Raw genomic sequence first — 1,720 nt, forward strand, 5'->3', positions numbered from 1 at the left:
AGGAGGTACGCATGGCGCGATGGCCTAAGCCGGCGGCGGGTAGCTGGACCGAACACTACCCGGATCTGGGCACCGGACCGGTGTCGTTTCGCGACTCAACCTCACCGGAGTTCTATGCCGCCGAACGTGAGTCGATCTTCAAACGCGCCTGGCTCAACGTCGGCCGCGTCGAAGATGTCCCGCGCGTCGGGAGCTACTTCACCAAAGACATCGCAGCAGTCGGCACGTCGATCATTGTGGTGAAGGGCAAAGACCAGGCGATCCGCGCATTCCACAATGTTTGCCGGCACCGCGGAAACAAGTTGATGTGGAATGACTTTCCGAACGAAGACACCAAGGGCGTGTGCCGGCAGTTCACCTGCAAGTACCACGGCTGGCGATACGACCTGGACGGCGCGCTGACGTTCGTGCAGCAGGAATCCGAATTCTTCGATCTCGATCGCGGCTCTTACGGGCTGCGGTCGGTGCACTGCGATATTTGGAACGGTTTTATCTTCGTCAACTTCGATGCCGAGCCGCGGCAAAATCTGCGAGAGTTCCTCGGGCCGATGATCACCGCGCTGGACGGGTATCCGTTCGACCGGCTCACCGAGCGCTACGACTGGGTCGCCGACAATAACAGCAACTGGAAGATCTTCGCCGACGCATTTCAGGAGTACTACCACGTGCCATCCCTGCACCCGCAGCAGGTTCCACCCGACGTACGCGATCCAAACGCCGGATTCGAATGCGCCCATTTCCAAATCGACGGTCCGCACCGCGTGGTATCCACGGCCGGCACCCGCCGCTGGCTGATGGAGCCGGAGTTCATGTACCCGATCGAACGCGTCACTCGCAGTGGGCTTGTCGGCCCGTGGCGAACCCCCGATCTGGGTGAGTTGCCGGCGGGGCTCAACCCGGGCGGCATCGAGCCTTGGGGGATCAGCAATTTTCAGATCTTCCCGAACTTGGAGATCCTGATCTACGGCGGGTGGTATCTGCTCTACCGGTATTGGCCGACTTCGCATAACACTCACAGGTTCGAGGCCTACACCGCGTTTTCTCCGGCACGCAGTGTGCGTGAACGCATCGAACACGAGGTTGCCGCGGTGGTGCTCAAGGAATTTGCGCTGCAGGATGCAGGCATGCTTGGCGGCACGCAGGCCGCCCTAGAGACCGGTGTTGTCGACGAGTTCCCGCTCAACGACCAGGAGATTCTGGTCCGCCATCTGCATAAGGTTGTCGGCGACTGGGTTACGGATTATCAGCGCGAACAAACGCCGGTAGGGGCGGACCATGGCTGACGCGTTACTACCCAGCGCCTTCGCCGAACTCGAGCCGTACGCCGAAACCTGGTGTCTGGAAACAGAAGCCGAGCGGTGGGAAAAGCGGATGGCCAGCACCCAGGCCGAAATGCGAGATTTCTACGACGCATTCTTCCCCCGATTGGAAGAGGCGATCGAATACTGCGACAAGTTTCCGCTTGATGACATCCCCGAAGACGCGCTGCACCTGTTGCACCTCATCTACTCGCTGATCATGGTCGCAATGGCGGTAGAGATCATGCGCCAACCCCGACCCACCGACGCCGCCGACGCCGTCATGATTCGCATCAGCGAACCGGTGCCATGAGAACGGACGAGTGATGAGCCTGCTTACCATCAACAAGCTGACAACATCGGTGGGCGCGGAAGTCACCGGCATCGATGCCGATCGGCTGGTCGCCGACGAGATGCTCGCC

At 60.6% G+C, this 1,720-nt stretch carries 2 protein-coding genes and 1 pseudogene; all 3 read left to right on the forward strand.

The features are described 5' to 3' along the window. Positions 1–11: 11 nt before the first annotated feature. Positions 12–1,283 carry an aromatic ring-hydroxylating oxygenase subunit alpha gene (locus tag WBF82_RS12775; RefSeq protein WP_424383390.1) on the forward strand — a complete coding sequence of 424 codons (1,272 nt, stop codon included), beginning with the start codon at positions 12–14 and terminating at the stop codon, positions 1,281–1,283. Further along, positions 1,276–1,611, forward strand: coding sequence for a hypothetical protein (locus WBF82_RS12780; protein ID WP_424383389.1), 336 nt, complete (start codon positions 1,276–1,278; stop codon positions 1,609–1,611). Before WBF82_RS12775 ends, WBF82_RS12780 begins: the two co-directional genes overlap by 8 nt. Before the next feature lie 13 nt (positions 1,612–1,624). After that, a pseudogene (locus WBF82_RS12785) lies at positions 1,625–1,720 on the forward strand (TauD/TfdA family dioxygenase); the annotation flags it as partial.

This window comes from Mycobacterium sp. (assembly GCF_049673265.1).
Taxonomy (GTDB): Bacteria; Actinomycetota; Actinomycetes; order Mycobacteriales; family Mycobacteriaceae; genus Mycobacterium.

Bases quoted from the DNA above. Each gene is read 5' to 3' on its own strand.
- WBF82_RS12780 (WP_424383389.1), top strand. From the start codon at position 1,276: ATGGCTGACGCGTTACTACCCAGCGCCTTCGCCGAACTCGAGCCGTAC.
- WBF82_RS12775 (WP_424383390.1), top strand. From the start codon at position 12: ATGGCGCGATGGCCTAAGCCGGCGGCGGGTAGCTGGACCGAACACTAC.